The sequence below is a fragment of the Bacillus sp. FSL R9-9492 genome (genome assembly GCF_038007365.1).
In the GTDB taxonomy this organism is placed as follows: Bacteria; Bacillota; Bacilli; order Bacillales; family Bacillaceae_G; genus Bacillus_A; species Bacillus_A mycoides.
Map to the genome: position 1 here is coordinate 457,610 of NZ_JBBOXC010000001.1, position 20,128 is coordinate 477,737.

The 20,128-nt window shown below is 35.3% G+C and carries 17 protein-coding genes and 1 pseudogene; 13 read left to right on the forward strand and 5 right to left on the reverse strand.

The features are described 5' to 3' along the window. Nucleotides 1–162: 162 nt before the first annotated feature. The 7 genes and pseudogenes from MKY70_RS02350 to MKY70_RS02380 all read left to right on the forward strand — a co-directional run. Nucleotides 163–438 (forward strand): annotated as a pseudogene (locus tag MKY70_RS02350) (ROK family protein); the annotation flags it as partial. Nucleotides 439–566: 128 nt separating this feature from the next. Then, nucleotides 567–1,163: a TerD family protein gene (locus MKY70_RS02355; protein ID WP_002029589.1), complete on the forward strand. Its 597-nt coding sequence runs from the start codon at nt 567–569 to the stop codon at nt 1,161–1,163. A 23-nt stretch (nt 1,164–1,186) separates the two neighbouring features. Next, nucleotides 1,187–1,771 carry a TerD family protein gene (locus MKY70_RS02360; protein ID WP_140152327.1) on the forward strand — a complete coding sequence of 195 codons (585 nt, stop codon included), beginning with the start codon at nt 1,187–1,189 and terminating at the stop codon, nt 1,769–1,771. Between the two features lie 80 nt (nt 1,772–1,851). Beyond that, nucleotides 1,852–2,430 (forward strand): TerD family protein, encoded by a 579-nt coding sequence (locus MKY70_RS02365; protein ID WP_002091197.1) that lies wholly within the window; start codon nt 1,852–1,854, stop codon nt 2,428–2,430. Nucleotides 2,431–2,503: 73 nt separating this feature from the next. Continuing rightward, a complete protein-coding gene (locus MKY70_RS02370) occupies nt 2,504–3,295 on the forward strand; it encodes a TerC family protein (RefSeq protein WP_341022980.1) in 792 nt (263 codons plus the stop codon). A 110-nt stretch (nt 3,296–3,405) separates the two neighbouring features. Beyond that, nucleotides 3,406–5,037 (forward strand): YceG family protein, encoded by a 1,632-nt coding sequence (locus tag MKY70_RS02375; protein WP_341022983.1) that lies wholly within the window; start codon nt 3,406–3,408, stop codon nt 5,035–5,037. Between the two features lie 18 nt (nt 5,038–5,055). Beyond that, the gene (locus MKY70_RS02380; protein ID WP_002029585.1) at nt 5,056–6,138 is read left to right on the forward strand and encodes a toxic anion resistance protein; all 1,083 of its coding nucleotides are present in this window, start codon (nt 5,056–5,058) and stop codon (nt 6,136–6,138) included. Nucleotides 6,139–6,325: 187 nt separating this feature from the next. Here the strand turns inward: MKY70_RS02380 and MKY70_RS02385 are convergent, their stop codons facing one another. Together MKY70_RS02385 and MKY70_RS02390 are read right to left on the reverse strand one after the other, a co-directional pair. Then, nucleotides 6,326–8,992: a cation-translocating P-type ATPase gene (locus MKY70_RS02385; protein ID WP_341022985.1), complete on the reverse strand. Its 2,667-nt coding sequence runs from the start codon at nt 8,990–8,992 to the stop codon at nt 6,326–6,328. Nucleotides 8,993–9,183: 191 nt separating this feature from the next. Further along, nucleotides 9,184–9,408, reverse strand: coding sequence for a DUF1128 domain-containing protein (locus MKY70_RS02390; RefSeq protein ID WP_002010236.1), 225 nt, complete (start codon nt 9,406–9,408; stop codon nt 9,184–9,186). 177 nt (nt 9,409–9,585) lie between these two features. On the opposite strand from MKY70_RS02390, the gene MKY70_RS02395 reads away from it, so the two are divergent. Genes MKY70_RS02395 through MKY70_RS02405 form a run of 3 tightly spaced genes read left to right on the forward strand, consistent with a single transcriptional unit; the run spans nt 9,586 to nt 11,495 of the window. Continuing rightward, the gene (locus MKY70_RS02395) at nt 9,586–10,050 is read left to right on the forward strand and encodes a low molecular weight protein-tyrosine-phosphatase (RefSeq protein WP_088031672.1); all 465 of its coding nucleotides are present in this window, start codon (nt 9,586–9,588) and stop codon (nt 10,048–10,050) included. A 53-nt stretch (nt 10,051–10,103) separates the two neighbouring features. Beyond that, entirely contained in the window at nt 10,104–10,619 is a 516-nt protein-coding gene (locus MKY70_RS02400) for a DUF4075 domain-containing protein (RefSeq protein WP_088031671.1), read from the forward strand. A 6-nt stretch (nt 10,620–10,625) separates the two neighbouring features. After that, nucleotides 10,626–11,495 (forward strand): YihY/virulence factor BrkB family protein, encoded by an 870-nt coding sequence (locus MKY70_RS02405; protein WP_060749399.1) that lies wholly within the window; start codon nt 10,626–10,628, stop codon nt 11,493–11,495. 182 nt (nt 11,496–11,677) lie between these two features. Here the strand turns inward: MKY70_RS02405 and MKY70_RS02410 are convergent, their stop codons facing one another. Then, nucleotides 11,678–13,603: a heavy metal translocating P-type ATPase gene (locus MKY70_RS02410; protein WP_113734842.1), complete on the reverse strand. Its 1,926-nt coding sequence runs from the start codon at nt 13,601–13,603 to the stop codon at nt 11,678–11,680. A 426-nt stretch (nt 13,604–14,029) separates the two neighbouring features. Between MKY70_RS02410 and MKY70_RS02415 the strand changes: the two genes are divergently transcribed. Together MKY70_RS02415 and MKY70_RS02420 are read left to right on the forward strand one after the other, a co-directional pair. After that, on the forward strand, nt 14,030–14,980 hold the full coding sequence (locus tag MKY70_RS02415) for a DMT family transporter (RefSeq protein WP_341022989.1): 951 nt from the start codon (nt 14,030–14,032) through the stop codon (nt 14,978–14,980). Nucleotides 14,981–15,103: 123 nt separating this feature from the next. Continuing rightward, on the forward strand, nt 15,104–15,784 hold the full coding sequence (locus MKY70_RS02420) for a lysoplasmalogenase (protein ID WP_088031669.1): 681 nt from the start codon (nt 15,104–15,106) through the stop codon (nt 15,782–15,784). A gap of 54 nt (nt 15,785–15,838) precedes the next feature. Here the strand turns inward: MKY70_RS02420 and MKY70_RS02425 are convergent, their stop codons facing one another. Continuing rightward, complete coding sequence (locus MKY70_RS02425) at nt 15,839–16,123, reverse strand: hypothetical protein (protein ID WP_000867042.1); 285 nt, start codon at nt 16,121–16,123, stop codon at nt 15,839–15,841. 186 nt (nt 16,124–16,309) lie between these two features. Between MKY70_RS02425 and lepB the strand changes: the two genes are divergently transcribed. Then, nucleotides 16,310–16,846, forward strand: coding sequence for a signal peptidase I (gene lepB / locus MKY70_RS02430; RefSeq protein WP_341022992.1), 537 nt, complete (start codon nt 16,310–16,312; stop codon nt 16,844–16,846). Nucleotides 16,847–17,059: 213 nt separating this feature from the next. Here lepB and MKY70_RS02435 read toward each other — a convergent pair whose 3' ends face one another. Then, a complete protein-coding gene (locus MKY70_RS02435; RefSeq protein ID WP_088031667.1) occupies nt 17,060–19,828 on the reverse strand; it encodes a tetratricopeptide repeat protein in 2,769 nt (922 codons plus the stop codon). Nucleotides 19,829–20,128 lie beyond the last annotated feature (300 nt).

Consider the following 20,128-nt stretch of genomic DNA (forward strand, 5'->3'; position numbering starts at 1 on the left):
TATTGTTCCATCTAAAATACACTCCTTTGTAATATTTCATAGGAAAAAGAGTTTTATGCAAAAAAAACTATATATAGAAAAAGGTGGTGTATTTCTAAAGGGAGAAAAGAGTTAATGTAAATTCCTTGCAAATAGTAGAGTGATGGAGAATTTACACTCATAAAGGGTGATAGCGGTGTTACTCAAGCCGTGAAGATTTTTTTTAAACATTTGGCAATTGGAATTAGTAACCTTGCTTATATTTTTAATCCGAAAATGATTATTATTGGTGGGGGGATTACTGAAAGAGGAGATGATTTCTTACATGAAGTGAAGGAAGGGATAGGAACATACTTAAATCAAGAGATTTATAGTAATTGTGAGATTAAACTTGCGCAAAGCGGCAATTGTGCAGGAATGATTGGTTCCATTTACCACTTATTACATCAGTATAAATAAATATAGTATCTGTTTTCATATAATTGAGAATTTATCCTTTTTCTCATTAGATAAATAGTGCTACAATATAAGAGGAGAATACAATGTTTTCCGATTTGGAAAATGCTTTGTAGAAAGGAAGAAACTTCATGCCTATTATTTTAGAAAAAGGACAAAAGATTGATTTAACGAAAGGACAACCGAGAGTAGCGAAACTGCAGGTTGGCTTAGGCTGGGATCCAATTGGGCAATCAGGTGGGTTTCTGTCTTCTTTATTTGGAAGTAAACCAAGTGTAGATTGTGATGCATCTGTTGTTATGTTAGAAGGGGATCGTTTTTTAAACAAAAATGATCTAGTTTACTTCGGCAACAAACTTTCTACTTGTGGTAGTATCATTCATTCAGGAGATAATTTAACAGGTGAAGGCGCTGGTGACGACGAAACAATTTTCGTAGAATTACATAAAGTTCCAAGCCGTATTAATCGTTTAGTATTCGTTGTAAATATCTATGACTGTGTAAATCGTCGTCAAGATTTTGGGATGATTCGCAATGCATATATTCGTATTCAAAACCCACAAACAGGTGAAGAATTAGCACGTTATAACTTGTCAGATAATTACGCTGGCAAAATGACTTTAATTGCAGGGGAAATGTATCGAGACGGAAACGAATGGAAGTTTTCAGCAGTTGGAGAAGGAACACAAGATAAAAACTTAAGTGAGATTGTATCACGTTACCAATAAGATAAACCAAGGAGGAATTGTATATGGCATCAATTTCATTGAAAAAAGGACAAAAGGTAGACTTAACAAAAACAAATCCAGGTCTTTCGAAAGTTCTTGTAGGACTTGGTTGGGATACGAATCGTTATGACGGACAAAGCGATTTCGATTTAGATGTTAGTATCTTCTTAGTAGGTGCCAACGGTAAAGTTTCAGGAGCAGAGGATTTCGTTTTCTATAATAATCCAAAAGGTGCGAATGGTGCTGTAGAGCATTTAGGAGATAACCGTACAGGTGCAGGTGAAGGCGACGATGAAACAATTAAAATAGACTTAAAAAATGTTCCTGCACATATCGAACGTATTTGCTTCGCAATCACAATTTATGATGGAGAAGGCCGTAGCCAAAACTTCGGACAAGTTTCTAACTCTTTCGTACGCATTCTGGATGAAGAAAAGAATGCAGAATTAATTCGTTACGATTTAGGAGAAGATTTCTCTATTGAAACAGCTGTAGTAGTAAGCGAATTATACCGTCACGCAGGTGAATGGAAATTCAATGCAATCGGAAGTGGATTCCAAGGTGGATTAGGTTCTCTATGTAATAACTTTGGTTTAGATGTAGAGTAATAGATTTATATATCCATCAGTGAAACGCGTATTTACTGATGGATATATTTTTTGAAATTAAAATATAGAGGTGAATATATATGGTTATTCAATTGCAAAAAGGACAGAAAATTGATTTGGCTAAAACAAGCCCAGGTTTATCAAGAGCAGTAATTGGTCTTGGATGGGATATTAAATCTTATGATGGTGGATCTGATTTCGATTTAGATGCATCTGCCTTTTTATTAGATGCGAACGGGAAATGTACGAAGGAAACTGATTTTATTTTCTATAATAATTTACAGTCTCCTTGTGAATCAGTTTTACATACAGGAGATAACCGTACAGGTGCAGGTGACGGTGATGATGAGCAACTTGTTGTCGATTTGAAAAAGGTTCCAGCAGATGTTCATAAAATTGCTATTACAGTTACAATTTATGATGGTGAAGGCCGTAATCAAAACTTTGGACAGGTTGCAAATGCATTCGTTCGTTTAGCAAATGAAGAAACAAACGAAGAAGTTCTTCGTTTTGATTTAGGGGAAGATTTCTCCATTGAAACAGCAGTTGTCTTTTGTGAATTATATCGTCATAATGGACAGTGGAAGTTTAGTGCAGTAGGAAGCGGATTCCAAGGTGGATTAGGTGCGCTTGTAAAAGCGTATGGCTTGGATGCATAAGAAGGGAAACGGTATTCGTTTCCTTTTTTTGACCTTTCTATAAATCTAGCAAAGAATAGGGGATAAAGGTAAGATGAGTATTTTGCAAGGAATCCTTGATACGTATGCTCAGTTTTTCGACTTGGACATGTGGATTAAAGTGTTACAAGATCCAGTATCTTGGGGGTTAATAGGTACACTTGTTGTACTTGAAGGGTTATTATCTGCTGACAATGCACTTGTGTTAGCGGTAATGGTAAAACATCTTCCAGAAGAAAAACGAAAAAAAGCATTATTCTATGGACTTATTGGAGCTTATGTATTCCGTTTTATTGCAATTGGAATCGGAATGTTCTTAATTAAATTGGCATGGGTAAAAGTGTTAGGTGCGCTTTACTTAGCTTGGCTGTCAATTAAATATTTCATTGATAAAAGAAAAGGCACTTCAGAAGAAGAAGAAGCCCATGGTATGAACCAAAATAGTATTGTCTTCAGAATGTTCGGTGTTTTCTGGGGGACGGTTGCGATGGTTGAATTAATGGATATCGCATTCTCTGTAGATAGTGTACTTGCTGCATTTGGTGTATCGAATGAAGTTTGGATTTTACTATTAGGTGGAATGCTCGGTATTTTAATGATGCGCGGTATTGCTGGCGTATTCTTAAAATTGTTAGAGCGTATTCCAGAACTTGAAACGACAGCATATATTTTAATCTTAATTATTGCAGCAAAAATGCTACTGTCTGTCATTCATATTGAAGTAAGTCATACGCTGTTCTTTATTATTTTAGTTATAGCGTTTGGAGCAACATTTATACTTCACTACATGAAGAATTCTGGACAAGCTAAAGAAGAAGTTGCAGCTACTAAAAATGAACATAAATAATTGAAATGGGTTTGCTCGTTATGCGAGCGCCCATTTTTTATAACTAAAAATAGTTTATAATAGAAGAGAGACTTTATAAAAAACGTAAATGTTTTTGGAGGTGAACTGTTGTGTTTTCACGTTTTACACTTCAACCATGTGCATTAAAAGAAGAATCAGATTTAAAGCAATTTGAAGCGCTTTTAGAAAAACGCCCACAATATGAACTGACAGAGAATGAGATGAAATTTAGTTATATAGCAAGTCGCATTCTTGGTGTTCCGAATGATGTAGATGAATATTTCAATGAACTATTTGATTATAGTGAAGCAAAAGGGATTGAAGTTTTGCATGAACAAAATTTAAATAAGGTGATTGATCCCGAAAAACTGCGCCATATTCAAGAAGTTTTTGCATTACATCAAGAAGCGCCGAATGGACTTACAGTAAATAGGCTTGTAGCACATTTGTCTGGAAAACAACTATTACCGCAAATAGACAATCCTGATTTACAGCATTATATACATACGACGTTTATTTCTGTATTGAAATTGTATGAGAAACAACATAATCAATCTTTAAAAACAGAAGGATTCCGGCGTTTCTTAATCGATATGATTAAATTAAGTGAAAATTACGTAGCGAAGTGGTTCTCTACGATTAATTATAAGAAACAAATGCCACGTATCGTTTGGTACGGTGATGCGACGGAGAGTCGTATATATTTCTTATACTTTCTTATTATGCTCGGCTGTGATGTGCTTTATTATCACCCAGAAGGAAAAGATGGATTTGAGAGTGTAGATGAGGAAGGAAAGACCTTTGTCGTATCTCATTCAGGACGTATTTCATTGGAACCATTTCCTGATCGGCGTCGTGAACGCGTCGCAACAGTAGCTTATCAAGCTTCAAAAGAAATCGAGCAAGTACTTCACCACGATAATTCATTATTATACAAACCGTGGCAATTCCGTTCGTATACACCTGTAGCCCGTACGCTCAAAACGACGTACGATGAACTCTTTTTAATTACGAAAGAAAAGGCATTTGTACGTCCAACATTCTTTGTTGAAAATAAGCATATTTATATTCCTTCTTTATTTGCAAAAATATCAGGCGTTTCAAAGAATGATAAAGAATATTTTCAGCGATTAAAGGCTGTCACATCATTTGATAACAGTTTATTAATTAATACATTCCCGTTTACGAAAGAACAAAAAGCGAATTTCCAATATCATTATCGAGATGCATTGGACCGCGGGGGGAAGTTACATCCGGATTTAATTATGAACAGCCATTGGTGGCCACATAAGCGTTTACCAGAAGGATTACAACATGGTATTGCAGAAGCAATCATCCATACGTGCGAAAGTGAAATGTGTAAACCAATTGCGAAAGAGACGAAGCAAGATGTAGCACTGTATGTTTTCGCACAACTCTCTCAAATACCACCGAACATTTTAGAGCAGCTTGAGAAATTTGATTATTCGCAAGAAGTACCGAAAATTGTTATATTTAATAATGAGAAGAGCGGAGAATTAAGTCGTTCTGATGCTGTGTTATTACTATTTTTAAATCAAATTGGAGTAGATGTATTCCACTTTAATCCAACGGGGAGAAACGATATTGAACCGTATATTGAATCAGGAGCATTTGATTCACATTGGCTTGAAGAAGTTAATTTCGATCTTGAATTTCATGGTTCATCAGCCTATAAAAATTTATCACAAACAATAAAAGGACTATTTCGTCCATTTTTATAAGGAAAGGGAGAATACCATATGAATAACCCAGTCGTACTAGATTCGAAAACAGAATTGAATGAGCAAACCGCACAAGATGTTCGCTTGCAACTTAGACAAGATGCAGAAGTGCAACGTATTTATAACGCAGTAGATATTAAAGATCAATTAGAATTAATAGAACTCGGAAAAGAACCTTCTATGGAAATTTCACGTTTCGCTGATCAAATTTTACATACAATGTCTTTATCGAAAGTAGAAGACTCTGGTGAATTATTAAAACAGCTTGGTAAAATTATGGACAGATTTGATAGTAAAGACTTTGCGGAAGAGAAAAGTGGTTTCTTCTCACGTATGTTCAAAAAAGCAGATAAAATGATTGAACAAATCTTTAGTAAGTATCAGACGATGGGTCGCGAAATGGATAAAGTATACGTAGAAATTACGAAGTATCAAGATGAAATGAAAAAATCAATTGGTACGTTAGATGGTTTATATGAGCAAAACTTAAAGTATTATTTAGACTTAGAAAAATACGTAGTAGCAGGGGAAATGTTATTAGAGCGTTTAAATACAGAGTTAGTTCCGATGTACGAAGAGCGCATACGTAATAATGATCAGTTAGCGGGTATTGAATTAGAATCGCTTAAAAACTCTGTTGAAATTTTAGAACAACGTATTGATGATTTAGAAAAAGCACGTATGGTTGCTCTATTAACAGCACCACAAATTCGTATGATTCAACGCGGTAACAATAAATTAATCGGTAAAATCAATACGGCATTTATTACAACGATTCCTATCTTTAAAAATGGTATCATTCAAGCGGTAAATGCGAAACGTCAAAAGCTTGTTGCGGACTCTATGGCTGAACTTGATCGCCGTACAAATGAATTACTTAAGAAAAATGCACAAAATATCGCAACTCAAAGTGTGGAAGTAGCGAGATTATCAGGTTCTTCTAGTATTAAGATGGAAACACTTGAGGAAACTTGGAACATTATTTCAAGAGGTATGCAAGAAACACAACAAATTGAAGAGCAAAATAAACGTGAGCGTGAAGAAAGTCGTAAGCGTATGGCTACATTAACAGAGAACATCAAAAAAGAATTACAAGGATAAAGTGAAACTATAATCAGTGGGGGTGTTCATCTCTCGCTGATTATTAGCCCTCACCAATCGGGCGTTTACGGGCGGCAGGGCTCCCACCCAACTTCTTTGCTCCAGCCGAATTTTGAGGTGGGAGTCTTACTGCACGGCAAATAGCGGGATAAACAAAAAGGCAATGAGGAACAGTCCCCATTGCCTTTTATTTTCGCTTAAATAATTTAATAATTTCATTCACAACAAGCGGAATGATACTTAACAAGAGAACAAATCCCCAATCGCGCATTGTTAATGCATGCACACCAAATATATTGGCAAGGGGCGGGATGGAGATGATACACACTTGCATAAGAACACCGATTAGAAGTGAGAAGACTAAATATTTATTTGTAAATATCCCAATTGAAAAAATTGATTTCGTTCTTGAACGTAAGTTAAATGAATGAACGAGCTGAGAAAAACTAAGAACGACAAATGCCATCGTTTGAGCGTGTAATAGCGCGTCTTCATCAATTTGCTCTGGGAAGAGAGGAAATAAATTTGTATCTCCTGTATAGAGCTTTGCCCCAACGATAAAGGCTGTTAAAGTAAGAAGTCCAATTACAACCCCATTGAAAATAAGAAAAGGAACGCTGCCGCTAAATAAGCTTTCTTTCGCATGTCGTGGTTTTTCCTTCATCACATCTGGATCTTCAGGATCAACACCGAGTGATAATGCAGGCAGTGTATCTGTAATTAAATTTACCCACAAAATGTGAATAGGGCGTAGTGGTGTTGCCCAGCCAAGTAAAATAGCTAAAAAGAGAGCTATAATTTCGCCGAAGTTACAAGAAAGTAGGAAGAGAATAGACTTTTTAATATTACGATAAATATTTCTTCCTTCTTCAACAGCTTTCACAATAGATGAGAAGTTATCATCTGTTAAAACTACATCTGCTGCGCCTTTTGCGACATCTGTTCCTGTAATTCCCATTGCTACTCCAACATCTGCTTGTTTTAAAGATGGAGCATCATTTACACCGTCACCAGTCATGGAAACGATATTTCCTTTAGCACGTAATGCTTTTATAATCTTCACTTTATGTTCTGGAGAGACCCTAGCGAATACATTTAAGTGATTAATTTTACTTGCTAGTTCTGTATCTGAAATGGTATCTAATTCAGTTCCAATCATAATTTCAGATATTTCTTCAGCAATGCCAAGTTCTTTGGCAATTGCAAAGGCGGTATCCTTATGATCACCCGTAATCATAACTGTGCGAATACCAGCCTTTTTACATTCTGTAATTGAATCTTTTACTTCTGTACGTGGTGGATCAATCATACCGACAAGACCGATAAAGATGAGATTTTCTTCGAGATGATTTATATCCATATCGTTTAAATCGTATCGTTTATATGCGAATGAGAGTACTCTTAAGGCTTCTTGCGACATTGACCCGGCAGCTTCTAATATTTGATTTTTATCAGAATCTTTTAGGACCTCAAGTTTATTATTTATAAAGATATGGGTACAGTGAGGTAAAAGTTTATCAATAGCACCTTTCGTCATGCTATAGTAGCCTTCATCGTACGTATGTACAGTTGACATCATTTTACGATCAGAATCGAAAGGCAATTCGTTAACACGTTCATGTTTATTTTCTAAATGATCTTTTTGAATGTTAAAAGAGCTTCCGGCAACAAGAAGGGCAATTTCTGTAGGATCCCCTGTTTGTGAGTCGGTACCGTAAGAGGCATCGTTGCATAAAACCATATTTTCTAATAATAGACGGTGTGCATCATTATTTACATTCAAATTTTTTAGTTGGTCGTATGTGCGATCACTATAAAAGTGAGTAACGGTCATTTTATTTTGAGTTAATGTACCTGTTTTATCTGAACAAATAATTGTGACAGAACCGAGAGCTTCAACAGCTGGTAGTTTACGAATGATAACGTTTTGTTTAATCATACGCTGAACACCAATTGCAAGAACGATGGAAACGATAGCTGGTAAGCCTTCTGGAATGGCTGCAACAGCTAAACTAATTGCGGTCATAAACATTTCTAACGTATCCCGGCCCTGTAAAAAACCGATGAGAAACATAGTAGTGCAAATAGCTACAGCGACAAATCCTAAATATTTTCCTACTTGTGCTAAGCTTTTTTGAAGTGGTGTCGTATCATCGTCTGCTTCATGTAAAAGGGTAGCGATCTTGCCAATTTGTGAATGCATCCCAGTTTCAACAGCAACACCGATGCCACGTCCGTATGTTACTAACGTCGACATAAAGGCCATGTTTTTTTGATCACCTAATGGTACTTGCTCATCACTTTGCATGGAAGGGTGGTAGACTGCATCTTTATCGACAGGGACAGATTCACCAGTTAGAGCAGATTCTTCAATTTTTAAATTCGCAGTTTCGATAAGTCGTAAATCGCAGGGGATATACCGCCCAGCATCAAGCATGACGATATCACCTGGAACGACGTGCTCAGATGGAATCTCTTTTAGTTCACCATCTCGCTTTACGATAGCTTTAGGTGTTGCCATCTTTTTCAATGCTTCTAAAGCCTGTTCCGCTTTCGATTCTTGGATTACACCGATAACAGCATTTAAAACTACAACGAGCGCGATAATACTTGCATCGGCCCATTCACCTACAAAGGCGGAAATAAGGGCAGCAATAATAAGGACATATACGAGGACGTCATTAATTTGGGCGAAAACGCGCTGCCATAAAGTACGTTTTTGTTTGGTAGCTAATTCATTATAACCATATTGCTTTAAACGTTCATTTACGATTTTATCTGTTAAACCGTGTTGTTCATTTGTTTCTAGGTCGATTAATGTTTGATTTTTCGTCTTACTGTACCAATTGCTCATAAGTAAGCACCTCCAGTAAAAACAGTTAGCAATGGTAGTGTGGCAATTTTTTTAGAGTAGTATGTATGGAGAAAAAATCTAAGGTGAGGTTCTACTTTCATTGTACAGTATTTTAGAATGTGATGAGGAAAAGAGGGGAGTTGTCATGAATTTGTTGAAATTAAAAGAGCCTCTATTTATGAGGCTCTTGGTTATTTTTTAATTAATGTACCTAACTCTTCTGTAATAGCTTGCATTTCACTAATACTGAATGTTTCACGTTTCATAACGTGCTCATAAATGTCACGTAAGTCCTCGTACATCTCTTCGTTAAAACTAGCAGCTCTCATTGCTCCAGCATTAACCATGCGTAATTTTTCTTTAATAGCTTCTACCATATATTCAACGTTTGCTTCTGATTTTACGGATAAATCCACCGAAGTGTCCCCCTTTAAAATAACATAAGGTTATCTTAACATTTTTTTATCATTTTCGTTAATGAAACTTTTCAATCCTATTAAATTAGTAGGGATTTCCTTTATAATTAATAATTGGTTGTTTATACTATATAAGTATATAGTAAGAAATGCACCAAGAAGGGAAGAAACAAAAAGATGGTCCGAGTATTGTTTGTTTGTCTTGGGAACATTTGTCGTTCTCCAATGGCAGAAGCAATTTTTCGAGATCTTGTCGTAAAAGAGGGACTCGAAGAGAAATTTGTCATTGATTCTGCAGGAACTGGAGATTGGCATATTGGTCATCCACCACATAAAGGAACACAAAAAATTTTAAAAGAAAATGAAGTCTCTTTTGAAGGAATTAAAGCACGGCGAGTAGAAAAAGAAGACTTAACAAAGTTTGATTATATTATTGCCATGGACAACAAGAATATAGCAGATTTAAAAAGTTTTGGTAAAACTGGAGGCTATATTGGTAGGCTGTCCGATTTTGTTCCAGACGGTGGCTGGACAGACGTTCCTGACCCTTACTATACAGGGAACTTTCAAGAAGTGTATGACCTTGTAACAGAAGGGTGTGCAAAGCTATTAGCTTTCATTCGAAATGAACAAGGAATATGAGGAAACTTAGAAAGTAATACTTTCTAATATAAGAAATGAAAGGGTGAAGGAATATGGCAAAGAAAAATAATATTGCTCGAAACATTGCGATTGGTGTAGCTGCAGGTGTAGCTGTATCTATGTTAAAGAAAGAAAACCGTGAAAAAGTAAAAAATACGGCAGAAAAAGCAAAAACAAAGATGATTGAAATTGGTGAAAATGCGAAGATAAAAGAAAGAGTGCAAACTGTTACAGATAAAGGACGCGAACTTGCTGATTTAAATGTAGTGAAAGCGAAAGTAGCAGAAATCAAAAAATTGACACCGTCTGTTGTAGAGACGTTAAAAGAAACGAAAGAAATTTTTAGTAAGAAAAAAGTTGAGCGAGAAGAAAAGCCAGAAACGATTGAAATTCAAGCTGTATCTCCAAAGGTAGATGAGCTTAAAGCAGAAGAAGAGCCGGTAGTTGCTGAAGATGGCGGTATGAAAGAAGCACGTGAATTATTTATGAAAGACTCAAATGCAGAGGAAAAAAAAACTGAAGCGTACATTGAGTTAAAGCAAGATAAAGAAGAGAAGAAAAGCGTTTAAACATATATGAGAAAAATTTTAGAAAAAGTGAGAAGAAATCGTACGTTTTCGTTTGGGAAAGATTTATATGACCGGACGATGCGCGATGATGTAGCGGGCTTGGCAGCACAGCTCGCTTATTTCTTCTTGCTTGCGATTTTTCCTGGGCTTGTTTTCTTAATTACGCTTCTTGGCTTTATCGACCTTCAAACAGAAAGTGTGCTCAATTTATTAGAACCGTACGTACCGGAAGATGCAATGAACTTAATTGAAGTAAACGTAGATAAAGTTGTAAACGAACAAAATGGTGGTTTATTATCATTCGGTTTACTATCGATGTTATGGTTTGCTTCAAACGGGGTGAATGCGGTTATGAACGCTTTTAACCGTGCTTATGATGTAACAGAAACACGTTCTTTTATTAAAACAAGAGCGTTATCAATTGTGTTTACATTAGCTATTATTTTTATGATTGTGTTTGCACTAATTGTTCCAGTGTTCGGACAAGTGATTGGAGCAGCTGTGTTTAAAGCAATTGGTTTATCGGATAGTTTTTCTTACGTGTGGAGTATTACACGGTTAGTCGCGAGTTTCTTCGTGCTATTTGCCTTGTTTAGTTTTTTATATACGTTTGCACCAGATCGCAAGTTAAAAAGAAGAGAAGTTATTTCAGGAGCAGTATTTGCTACTGTAGGATGGATTGTGGTATCGTACTCATTTGCTTATTATGTAGATAAGTTTGCGAATTACGCTAATACATATGGTGGTCTCGGTGGTATCATTATTTTAATGTTATGGTTTTACTTAACTGGGTGGGTAATTTTACTTGGCGGTGAAATTAATGGCTTACTCCATCATTATAGAACGGGTGACAATAATTCCCGTAATGAAAAATGAGCTCTTGTTCCATAATAAAAGGGAACAGGGGGGATATTTCATGAGTAATAATAAAAAGAACCACAATAATAAAAGTAATAATAAACAAAAGAGCAGTTCGCATCCAAAGCATAAAACGAGCAGTAGTGCGAACGGTCACAATAGCTACCATTAAAAAAAACGGGTCCTTTATCAGGGACCCGTTACTTATTTCCTTTTAATAATCGTAAGCCATTCAAGATTACAAGAATGGTACTTCCTTCATGTCCAATAACACCGAATGGAAGAGCTAAAAACTGCAAGAAATTAGAACAAATCAGCATTGCAATGACAGCTAAAGAGAAGATAACGTTTTGCTTCACAATACGGTTCATTCGTTTTGATAAACGGATTGCTTGAGAGAGACGAGATAATTCGTTTTTCATAAGAACAACGTCTGCAGTCTCTAATGCTACGTCTGTTCCTTCACCCATTGCAACACCAATACTAGAAGTAGCGAGTGCAGGTGCATCGTTTATACCATCTCCAACCATGGCGACTATGCCGTACTTTTCTTTTAACTGCTTTATCGTTTCAACTTTTGTTTCCGGTAAACATGATGCGTAATATTCTTTTATATTACTTTCATTGGCAATTGCTTTTGCTGTTTCTTCATTATCACCAGTAATCATGATTGCTTCGACACCAATGCTTTGCAAATCACGAATAGCCGCTATCGTTTCTTGGCGAAGGGTATCTTTTAAAGCGATCAGTCCAAGAATACCATCCTCATCACTAATATAAACGACAGTTTTCCCCTCTTTTTCAAGTGAAGCAGAAATGCCATTATGAAATGTCTTTGTTTCTTCTCCAATAAAATCAGCTTTACCAATTTTATAAGATTTGTTTTCTAATATTCCTTTTAATCCAAAACCAGTTACATCTTCAACGTTTTCTGGTTTTTTTATCGTAATGTCATAAGCATGTTTTGCATATTTAACAATCGCTTCTGCTAAAGGATGTGTAGAGTGACTTTCAATCGCTGCTGTAATAGAAAGTACTTCACTTTCTGCTATGCCTTCTCGAACATATACATCTGTTACAGTAGGTTTTCCTTGTGTTAATGTTCCTGTTTTATCAAAGGCAATCGCCTTTACTGAAGCTAGACGTTCTAAATGAATACCACCTTTAAAGAGAATACCGTTTCTCGCTCCGTTTGAAATTGCTGATAAAGTTGCCGGTGTAATGGCTGCAACTAGCGCACAAGGAGAAGCGACTACAAGTAAAATCATCGCGCGATAAAACGTTTCATTCCAACTCCAATCAAGTAAGAAATGAGGAACAAACATCATAAGCGCAACAACAAGTAGTACACCTTTTACGTATGTTCCTTCAAATTTTTCGATGAATAGTTGTGATGGGGATTTTTCGCTTTGTGCACTTTGAACGAGACGAATAATCTTTTGGAATAATGTTTGATCGCTCGGCTTCGTAATTTTAACTTCAATAGCACCACGTAAATTTACAGTGCCGGCAAATACTTCATCGCCGAATTTTTTCTCATTCGGAATGGGTTCTCCTGTAATAGCAGCTTCATCAATATTTGTTTCACCAGTATGAATTGTGCCATCAGCAGGAACACGCTCACCTGGCTTAATTAAAATAATATCGTTAATTTGTAATTGTTCAACTGGAACACGTTCCTCAATTCCGTTTGAAATACGTAATGCTTCTTCAGGTTGTAGATCAAGAAGCGCTGAAATTTCTTTTTGGCTTTTACTTAATGTATAAGATTCCATTGCTCCGCTTAATGCAAAGATGAAGATTAAAATAGCACCCTCTGCCCAGTAACCAATAACTGCGGCACCGATAGCTGCAAAAATCATGAGCATTTCAACATTTAGCTCTTTCTCTTCAATTGTGTCTTCAATACCTTCTTTCGCTTTTGCAAATCCTCCAATTACATAAGCAAGGATATATAAAGTAATACCTGCACTTATTGCATCATTTTTTGTGAATAACCAACCAGCTAAAATAAAAATACCAGATGCGATTGCAAATATAAGTTCATAATGTTTCTTTAATGTATCCCATAAAGAGGGATTAGAAATATCTTTTTGTGCTTGTAATGTTTTTACTTCTGCGTTCATTAATACTCGCTCCTTCCGAATTCTTATTGAGAAAAAGAATCAAAATCGAAACCCCTATAAAACGACGAAAGCTGCCATCCATAATGGATAGCAGCATTTCTGTTGAATCTGATTTTAATAGTTATTATATTGTAATTATTCTATAGTATAGCATATGTTTTTCTTAGATGATATGTTTTTGTTTTAGTATAAAGTGAAACTTTAATTAGTGGGGGTTTTGTTCATCCCACGCTGATTATTAGCCCTCGCCAATCGGGCTTTTACGGGCAGCAGGGCTCCCACCTAACTTCTTTGCCCCAGCCGAATTTGGAGGTGGGAGTTTTACTGCCCGGCGAATAGCGGGATAAACTGAAAACTTGTGTTTTCGCATTTCCTTTGGTATATATGAATATTGTTCATAAAAAGGTCGGAAAGGAAGACATCAAGTTGAAGACAGAGAAATTTTTTACCCATCCGATTGGCGTGTTTATTGCTGCAATAGTAGCAACATTTTTATGGGGAAGCGCATTTCCCTTTATTAAATTAAGCTATGCTGAACTTGGAATTCAGCCACAAGAAGTCGGGGAACAAATATTATTTGCTGGCTATCGCTTTTTCTTATCTGGTGTAATGCTCTTATTATTTTTTAAAGCGTTAGGAAAAGATATGAAGTTCAAAAAAGGAACAGGAAAGCAGTTAGTTCAAATTGGCTTGTTTCAAACTTTTCTTCAATATATATGTTTTTATATTGGAATGAGTTACAGCTCAGGAATTGAAGGAGCGATTATTTCAGGAACATCATCATTCTTTCAAATTTTACTCGCACACTTTTTATATAAAGATGATGCTCTAAATAGGCGAAAAGTAATTGGAGTAGCTATCGGTTTTTGCGGTGTGATTTTAGTGAATGTACCGAGTGATGGAAGTTTATCATTTCATTTTGGAATAGGTAGCTTATTACTTCTTGGGGCAGCCGTGATGTATTCGTATGGAAACATATTAGCGAAAGAAGGTAGTAAAACATTAGATATTGGGTATATGACAGCATATCAGATGATTTTCGGATCAATTGGGTTGCTATGTATAGGTGCATTTCAAGTTGGAATGATGCCATTCACATTTAATCTACATGCAATACTTATGCTCATATATTTATCGTTCTTATCAGCAGCCGGATTCTGTATATGGAATACAATTATGAAGTATAACAAAGTAGGGAAAGTCTCGATGTATATGTTCTTTATACCAGTGTTTGGTGTGCTACTATCAAGTCTAATTTTAGGGGAAGCAATCCATTCCTTTGTACTATTTGGTTTAGCATGTGTCGCAGCGGGAATTATTGTAGTAAATCGTAACCCGGTTAAAAAGAAAGTTGAGCAAGAAAAACAAGTAGCATAGAGAACAGAAAAACGATTAAAATGGAAGAACAGTATTGTTCTTCTTTTTTTACATAGAAAGAGGAGAACGTGATATATGTAACGAAAAAAGATAGAATAAAGCATTTATTGAGGAGAACATATTATGAATGTACTTTACATTGTGTTAGTCGGGCAAATTATTCTTTTTTTAATGGGAGCAATTTATGCAATAGGACAGACGAAAAGAACGAGAAAGAATATGCCGTTACCTTTAGCGGTTCGTCTTATTCTTAGTTTTTCTTTAACAGGAAGTGCAATTTGGATATGGTTACAAGATCCATCGGTTGAGTACAGTATGTGGGTTGCACTCGGTATGACTTTATCAACTGTAGGGGATTTATTTATGGCAGGATTAATTCCAATTGGTCATCGATTAATTGGAGGAATGGTTACTTTCGCTCTTGCACATTGTTTCTATGTGAAAGCATTTTTACAAACAGGTATTTCATGGAATGGTTTTTGGATCGGTTTACTCGTATACGGACTCTTTCTAATTATAGGGTGGTTTTTCTTTATTCGAAATGAAAAACAAGACAAACTTTTTACAATAGGCGCTTTAATTTACGGTTTGTGGGTTGGAGGAATGGCATGTTTTGCATTCGCCTTATATTACGAGAATATAGGAATATGGTGGATACCAGCACTTGGTGGTTTACTGTTTGTGATTTCTGACTTTATTATAGGCGTGACAGATATCGGAGGGCGCAAACTGAAGTATGAACCACTTTGGATTTGGTTTACATATGTCGCAGCGCAGATGTGTATTGTATATGTAGGATTATAAAAAGATACTCTCAAAAATAGTTGATAGACTATTTTGAGAGTGTCTTTTTTGTTACTACGCTACGATGTTTTTTTGTTGTAGAGCAGAAAGGCTATATTCATCAGCTGCTTTATAACCTTGAGCTAATAAATCATTGATGTAAAGCTTGTTATAAATAAAGCAGAAGACTAGGTTAGAGAATCCGAATGTAAACATGCTAGCTACTAAAATAATTAAAAACCATTTCCAATCTCCACGGAATATAGCAGGGAAGAAACCAAAGAAAAATACAGTCCAACTAAAACCAATTTTTGCTTGTTTAATTTGACCGGTATTTTCATTTTTAAGCATAACTTTCATAGAAAAAGTCCTCCTAATTAAATAAAAATATAATAATGAATGCAAGATATAGTATATCAAAATAATACATTTTTGAATATTGTTATTTTAAATTTTGTAATATTAGAATTTTACAATTCAGAATTTTGTGGAAATTTATCAGTTAAAGTCTTTATAATAAAAGTAAAAAGATGATGAGATGGTGGAATGATGCAAAAGAAAAAACGTTTGCGTGAGTTCTTTGAAATAATTGCAATTGCATGCTTATTGGTGTTTTTGGCAAAAATCTTTTTGTTTTTTCCTACGACTGTAAAAGGCGCATCGATGAGGCCGACGTTACAAGATGGAGATAAAGTAATTATTAATAAACTTGCAAAGAGATTTGAAAGTTATGAGAGAGAGGATATTATCGTCGTGAAGACAGATAATTTCTACGTGAAGAGAGTTATTGGATTTCCAGGAGATGTAATTGAGATGAAGAATGACCAATTATATGTTAATCATCAAGTGAAAAACGAAGAGTATTTAAAGAATAATAAAAAACAGGCAGAAAAATTACTTATCAATTTAACTGAAGATTTTGGACCGATTACAATTCCTAAAAATAAAATTTTTGTGATGGGAGATAATCGTTTAGTTAGTAGGGATAGTAGGAACGGCTTAGGACTCATTGATAGAACAGAAGTATTAGGAAAGCTCATGGCGATATATTATCCATTTGAACATATGAAAATTGTAAATTAGAAATAAGAAAAACCAAGCGAATTAGTTGCTTGGTTTTTCTTATTTAAACAGTTGGTGTTTTATTTATCCCGCTATTTGTGGGCAGTAAAACTCCCACCTCAAAACTCAGGTGGAGCAAAGAAGCTAGGTGGGAGATCAACTGCCCGTAAACGCCCGATTGGCGAGGGCTAATAATCAGTGGGGGATGAACAAAAACCCCCACTGATTAAAGTTTCACTTTATTGTTTCTTGTGAAGCAATATTTTCATTGTTTTGATCGATATTTAACATGAATTTTCGTTGTAACAATTGCAATTTAAAGAGTGTTAAAGGATCATGATAAGTTTCTGGGTTCGTTCTTAGCTTTGTTAATGTTTGCTCATCTTCTTGTATTTCAAGTTGGGCCGCTTCTACGGTTTGTTTCAATATGCTAAGAGGGTCTTTAAAGAACATCATGATATCCCGTTCTAGCGCACCTTCAAATACTTCAAATTGAAGGAAGAATTGTTTTGAAATCATCTGAGCAACTTCTGTATAATCTTCTGTTTCAATATATTGTTTATATTTATTTGATAGCATAGATTGATTTTTTTGCATATTACCGAATAATTTCCCTGCACTCTTTAAGAAAAATTGTGTCGGTGTAAAGCGTAATAAAATATTGATGTTAGCTACTGTAATTCTATTCGTCATTCTTGCAACATCTCTATCCCAGTCATCTAGTAATTTGAAATCACAAGGAAGTTTAATACGCTCTTCCTCATAGAGCTTATTAAAGGTATCGCTCATTTCATCTAAATAAGCCTGAGCTTGAATGAATTCATTATGAGCAGTTTCAATCCATTCTTGAATAGACCCAGTGAATTTAGGAAGAAGCACTTGCTGTACATGTTTTTGAATTCTTTCATTCATTGCTACATTTAGTTCTTCATGGACCAGTTTGAAATCACTATCTTCTTGAACGAGGTCAGAGCAACTCTGCAACAATTCAGGAATTTGAGAATGTATATCCTGCGTAATCTCTTCTTTCGTTAAGAGATAAGATTCTGTAATAGAACGAATTTTATCTTTTTGAATGGCAGTAAGATTATTAATAAAACCATCAAGTTTTACTAAAATATGTTTATTCCAGCGAACGGATTTCACTAACGTATTTTCTAATTCCACACGTTCATTTACAAGGTATGCAATTGTTTTTTGGATAAACCATAATAATTTTTCAATGCGTTCTTTTTCCACGTTACGCTGAGTAAGGTTAGAAAGAATAGAGTCTGTTACATTACCTAGCTGTTCACTACTCTCTTGTGAAGGAGAGTAAGGGAAAAAGTGTGCTTCTGGGAAATGTACGAGTATTTTCTTTTTAATGCTGTTCGTGATATTTTCACTAGTATTCGTATCAATTGTTTGTAAGACGAATTTAATTTGTAAATTTGGTACTTGCTCACGAATATATAATAATGTATCGAGCTCTTCATCATGTAATGGTGAAGCTGAATTTAGGACATAGATGAGACTATCTGCTGCCTGTAAGTATTCAAAGTGAGAGCTGTTTTTGTCAAGTTGTCCATGCACAGTAGGTGTGACAAGGAATGAAAACTTATTTTTTCGTAAAAATCTACTTGGTAATTTAACTTCAATACATTTTCTTTCTAGTTTTGACTGAGAAGGTACCGCTAGTATGTTATGAAGTTCGTCAAAGTTTGGTATATTTCGTATATCTAGTTCTGTAAGCTCAGTTATTTCAGTTTGACTATCATCTTTAAATGTAATTGAAGTTGTTATAGCCTCATTTAATATATTTTCTCCTAGTATAGAGTTAATAAAGGCTGATTTATCATAATCGCTAGCTCCTGCTACTAGAAGTTGTGTAACAGTTAAATCGTATAACTCACGAACAAGTAGTGTGAATTGATGACCTAAATCTACATCATTCTTCTCAGCCCATACAGCAATCGTTTCAAATAATGCTGATACGTCTGCCATATCAACATTTGCATGAGCTGATGCATTTGAAAGTAAGGCACCTGCGCTTTTTACGAGTAATGATTCTAGAGTTGTCGGTGAAACTTCATTCCATGCTAATACTGCTGCGGAGACAAGTAAAGAATCTTCCGCTCTCATTAAACTAAACCAATTTGTTAATAAATCTGGTACAAGTCCTTGTAATTCGTGCATGAAATGTTGTCCAGTAATCAATTCGAAGTACGTCTCTTGATAGCGAGTAGAAATTTCATTCCAATCGTCATGAGCATCTACTTCAACATGTAAGAATAGGTGATTTATTGTTTGAATCCAAGGTAGATGGAATGATTCATTTTCATAGCTGTTCCAAAGTGAGATAACAAGCTCTTTAAATTGAACTTGATCAATTGTATATAAGGCTTTTAAAGATTCATAGAAATACTCAGGTTTAATTTTTTTAGTAAAGCCTCTGTTCACATAATTGATTAAAGTATCGAACCAGTGTAATGATTTTGTTCGAATTCCTTCTTGAACAGCGAGTTCAATAGCATTATTCCAATCTTCTTGTTTTTCATAGAACGATCGAGCGATTGCAGTAATATTTGGATAGTCTGGTTGAAATGCAACAGCCTCGCTAATCGTCTTAAAGGCTAGTCCTAAACGATTTTGCTCTATATAAAGAGAAAGAAGTTGTAGGGAGACTTCCATTGTAAGAGTTGTATCTTCTGTTTGGATAGATGTATAAATTTCTTCTGCTTTTGGCAAGAAATCTAATTCGAAATAAGCATCTGCAATATTCTTCATAGCCCAGAGAGCAAGTTCATTATTTACTTTCTCCCATTTGAATATAGCGGCTTCAAAGTCGTTAGTTTGAAAATAAACTTCACCTTGTGCAAAGCGAACATTAGATATATTGGAGAATTCATTCTTTGATTCATTTATATATGCTTCACCGAGTACTTCCGCTACCGGAATGGAAGAGTCTTCTGTTAAAAATGTTTTATAGTAAATCTTTTGGATAAATTGTTTTTCAATGGTCATGTTCGTTCCCCCTGTATAATTTAGAAAAATGATGTTGTATGTAAAAGGGTGCATGTTACTCTAATAGGTAGAAGTTGCATTATATAGACCAAACTATGTTTTTGCTAGATATATCATTTTTCTTGAGAGTTAAACCGTTGCAAAAAGTAACTTCCCTTTATTGTAACAAAAAAATAAGCCTATGAATTTTTATTTTTTTATCTCGCTATTTATAGGAAGTAAGACTCCTACTCCAAAATTGAGCGAATGCAAGGAAGTTAAGTGGGAGCCCTGCTGCCCGTAAAATCCCGATTGGTTCAG